The 4,397-nt window shown below is 63.2% G+C and carries 4 protein-coding genes; 1 reads left to right on the top strand and 3 read right to left on the bottom strand.

What is annotated here, in order from left to right:
- Positions 1–123: 123 nt before the first annotated feature.
- From FJ958_RS31255 to FJ958_RS31245, 3 genes are read right to left on the bottom strand one after another with little or no spacing between them, the layout of a single operon-like run.
- Positions 124–1,341, bottom strand: coding sequence for an FAD-dependent oxidoreductase (locus FJ958_RS31255; protein WP_246679864.1), 1,218 nt, complete (start codon positions 1,339–1,341; stop codon positions 124–126).
- Between the two features lie 17 nt (positions 1,342–1,358).
- A complete protein-coding gene (locus FJ958_RS31250; protein ID WP_140606630.1) occupies positions 1,359–1,673 on the bottom strand; it encodes a MocE family 2Fe-2S type ferredoxin in 315 nt (104 codons plus the stop codon).
- A gap of 31 nt (positions 1,674–1,704) precedes the next feature.
- The gene (locus FJ958_RS31245) at positions 1,705–2,796 is read right to left on the bottom strand and encodes a fatty acid desaturase family protein (protein WP_140749943.1); all 1,092 of its coding nucleotides are present in this window, start codon (positions 2,794–2,796) and stop codon (positions 1,705–1,707) included.
- Positions 2,797–2,980: 184 nt separating this feature from the next.
- On the opposite strand from FJ958_RS31245, the gene FJ958_RS31240 reads away from it, so the two are divergent.
- A complete protein-coding gene (locus FJ958_RS31240; RefSeq protein ID WP_140749940.1) occupies positions 2,981–4,012 on the top strand; it encodes a LacI family DNA-binding transcriptional regulator in 1,032 nt (343 codons plus the stop codon).
- The last annotated feature ends 385 nt before the right edge of the window (positions 4,013–4,397 follow it).

Here is a 4,397-nt window from a genome sequence, read left to right as displayed (position 1 = left end):
ATGCGTCGGCCTCTCGTCCGCCACCGCTCCCGCCATCATAACGGATTCGGCAAATGACAAGTTACAAAGATGCCGGCAGGCAGATGAGGGGCGGCGCCGACATCCACAAGGTGGCGCGGCCGTTCAGGCCGCCAGCAACGACTTCAGCTTGACGGCCTGCGATTCCAATGCCTCCGGCGCGGGCTTGGCCTGCTTGCCGATCAGCATTTCGGCCAGCCTGATGTCGCGGGCGACCGCATTGCCGGGGCCGATGCCGCTGGCCGCCACCAGCCTGCCGTCCTGCGCCAAATGGAAGAGGATGAAGGCGCCGTCGCCGAGATCGCGGCGGACGACAGAACGGCCTTCGTCCGCTAGACCAGCGATCTGCAGGGACAGGCCATACTGATCCGACCAGAACCACGGCACCGCCGCATGCGCCTCGCCGGCACCCAGCATGTTTCTCGCAGCCAGCGCGCCTTGTTCCTGTGCGTTGCGCCAAGCTTCCAGCCGCACGCGGCGACCGCCATAGACGGCGAGCGGGAATGAACAGCAGTCGCCGGCGGCGAAGATGTCGGGGTCGCTCGTGCGCAATTCAGCGTCGACGGCAATGCCGTTGTCTAAGGCCAGGCCCGCTTCGGCCGCGAGCCCTGTCACCGGGACGGCGCCGATGCCGATGATGGCGAGATCGGCTGCGATTTCCCGTCCGCCCGCAAGCGACACGCGCACTTCCTTGCCGTCATCGACGATGGCCGCAATGCCGTCACCGCACAGGATCTTGACGTCCTCGGCGATGTGCGCCTGGTGAACGATTTCGGCAATCTCGGTCGGCACGCCGCGCATCAGAATGCGCGGCTGTGCCTCGATGACAGTGACCGTGGCGCCGAGCTTACGGGCGGCGGCGGCGAGTTCAAGGCCGATGAAGCCGCCGCCGACGATGGCGATGCGGTTGCCGGCACTGAGATGGGCGCGAATGGCCAGCGCGTCGGCGAAGGTCCTGAGATAGACGCAGCGCGCGCCGAGACCGGGCATCGGCAGTTTGCGCGGGGTCGAGCCGGTGGCCAGCAGCAGCTTGTCGTAGGGCAGGACCGAACCGTCCGACAGACGCACCGTATACGCCGCGCGATCGATCGCCACGGCCTGGACGGAATGGATATGCCGGATCGACTTTTCGGCCAGCATCTCGTCGCTGGCGATTGCCTTGATTTCCGGCGCGTCGCTGGCCATCGCATCCTTGGACAAAGGCGGCCGTTCGTAAGGCAGATGCGGTTCGTCGCCGACCAGCGTCACCGGCCCGTCATAGCCGAGATCGCGCAATCCAAGGGCGGCCCGCCCGCCGCATTCGCCGGCCCCGATGATGACCATTCCCCGCGCCATATCCGTCACCCGATCTGAACGAGGACTTTGCCGGCGTCGACCTTGACCGGATAGGTCCTGAGGTTGACGCAGACCGGCGCGCCCCTGGCCGCACCCGTCTTGTAGTTGAAGCGGCCATTGTGCTTGGGACATTCGATGATGTCGTCCATCACCAGACCGTCGGCCAGATGCACCTTCTCATGCGTGCAGAGGCCGTCTGTGGCGAAGTACTCGTCGTCCGGGCTGCGATAGATGGCGAAGGTACGTCCGCCATGATCGAAGCGCATCACGTCCTCTTCATCGATATCATCAGCAGCACAGGCCTCGACCCAGTCGCTCATTCAGTCCTCCCGGCAAATCTCGATCCCACCGTCACTCCGCCGCGACGGCGACGGCGTCGTTGTGGAATTCCTCGCGGTACGGCCGTGCGGTGGGCGGCAATTCGCGCTTCAGGAAATAATCCTCGTTGCGCAGCTGGCGCAGGAAGACCGGGATCATCTCGCGATAGCCCGCCAGGATCGACGGGGTCGGCGCCGGCAGGTCGTGCTTGATCAGCGCATGCAGCTTCGGCAGCGCATGGTAGGGCACCATGGGGAACATGTGATGCTCCACATGATAGTTCATGTTCCAGTAGATGAAACGGCTGATCGGGTTCATATAGACGGTGCGGCTGTTCAGCCGATGGTCGGTGACGTTGTCGGCAAGGCCGCCATGCTGCAGCAGGCCGACCATGACGTGATGCCAGGCGCCATAGAGCCTCGGCAGGCCAACCAGCATCAAGGGCAGGAACGAGCCGAAATACAGCGCCAGCGCGATGGTCGCGGCATAGATCGTCGCCCAGATGCGGGCAATGCGGATCGCCTTCTTCTGCTCCTGCTCCGGAATGAAGGTCTTTTCGGCCGCGCTGATGTTGCCGGCGGCGTTGCGCAGCATGTCGCTCATCGCATGCCAGGCATCGAGCACGCCGACAAAACCGAGAATGGCGCGCACCAGGTCCGGCGGCCGCATGACCGAGATTTCCGGGTCGCGGCCGACGATAATGGTGTCGGTGTGATGACGCGTGTGGCTCCAGCGCCAGGTTACCGGATTGCGCATGATCATGAAGCAGGCGATCTGATAGACCGCATCATTCATCCATTGCGTCCGGAACGCCGTGCCATGTCCGCATTCGTGCCAGCGTGAATCGGTGGACGAACCATAGAGGACGCCATAGACGAAGAAGAGCGGCACGCACCACCAGGTGCCCCAGAACCAGGCGCCGCCGGCGCCGCTGATGACCAGCGCGGCAATCCAGATCGCTGTATCGCGGATGGCCGGGCCGTCGGAGCGCTGCATCAGCTCCTTCATCTGCTTGCGGGGAATATCGGTGTGATACCATTCGGCCGCCGACAGGCCGTTTTCCACGGCGAGCTTAGCGTCGCGGCCGATCAGGCTGTAGTCACGCCGGGACGGCGTTGCGGTCATGATTGCCTCCTTGGGCAAGGGCATCCACGCGAGCGAATGCCAATCACCTGTTGCTTTTGGCATCCATCTGGCTTCGAGCCTGAAAAATACCGCCGACCCATGATAGACTCAATATCACAAAGATAGTTTCTATCATTTCCTATCAGAATGATGTATCGATATTGGAAATCGAACGAGGGCGACCATGACGAAACGACCGACCATCACCGATCTGGCGCGCGTCTCGGGCGTCAGCGTCGCCACGGTGGACCGCGTGCTCAACAACCGCCTGCCGGTGCGCGAGGAAACCGCGCGCCGCGTCTATGAGACCGCGACCGAGATCGGCTATCACGCGGCCGGCCTGATCAAGCAGCGGATGCGCCACGAATTGCCGGAGTACCGGCTCGGCTTCCTGCTGTTGAGGGGCAATGATGTCTTCTACACGGAGTTCGCGCGGCAGCTCGAACTTGCGGCGTCGCAATCGCAGCGCTTCCGCGGCGTCGCGATCATCGATTTCGCCAGTTCGCTGACGCCGGACGAGATCGTCGAGCGCACGCGCAAGCTGGCGGCCAAATGCAGGGCCGTCGCCCTGGTCGGGCCTGATCACCCGACGCTGACGGTCACGGTCGAGCAGATGAAGGCCAGGGGGCTGCCGGTCTTTTCGTTGCTGTCCGACTTCGCCGCCGGCATCCGCGAGGGCTATGTCGGCCTCGACAACCGCAAGGTCGGCCGCACCGCGGCCTGGATGATCTCAAAGGCGGCGAAGCGGCCGGGCAAGGTCGCGCTGTTCGTCGGCAGCCACCGTTTCCACGGCCATGAGCTGCGCGAGATCGGCTTTCGCTCCTTCTTCCGCGAACAGGCGCCGGACTTCACCCTGCTGGAAACGCTGGTCAATCTCGAGGCCAACCAAATCACCCAGGACACGCTGCTCGAGCTTCTTGGCCGCCACCCCGATCTGGTCGGCTGCTACGTCGCCGGCGGCGGCATGGAAGGCGCGGTCGCGGCACTGAGGCAGGCAAAGCCGGCCGAGATGCCGGCGGTCGTCTGCAACGAGATCACGGCGGTCTCGCGTTCGGCCTTGGCCGACGGGATCCTGACGATGGTGATCTCCACGCCGCTGGCCGCACTTTGCCGCGAATTGCTCGACCTCATGGCGCATGCCATCGAGACCGGCGCGGCGAACGCGCCAGGCCAGACATTCCTGCCGTTCGATATCTATCTGCCCGAGAATATCTAGCGATTACCTGGTCACCCGGCGCATCCCGCCGGCAGGATGAAAGAATCCATCACGCTTGATAGGAGCCGCATCGTCGCGTGGCCGGCCGCTTGGCACATGGCTTCCCGCATCGACATCAAAATCGCGCGTCCGAATTTGGAATCGCCCTTGACGCCTCGATGCGAAATGGAATAAATATTTCACCAACTGCGCATTTTGGTTCTTTCGTTCCGGAACATCTGTTTCAAACGGAGGTTTGGCGTTCCATCCCATGCAGGGAAACGCCTGTGGAACGAAACGATATCAGGGAGAGATTCCCCGGGGAGATCGGGGATTCCGGATAGATCGGTGCAACCGGACACCAAAAGTGGAGGAGAAACACAATGAAGAAACTGCTTTTGGGCGT

This window comes from Mesorhizobium sp. B2-3-5 (assembly GCF_006442395.1).
GTDB lineage: Bacteria > Pseudomonadota > Alphaproteobacteria > Rhizobiales > Rhizobiaceae > Mesorhizobium.
The sequence above is the reverse complement of the archived record's forward strand: the minus strand, read 5'-3'. Positions and strand labels throughout refer to the sequence as shown.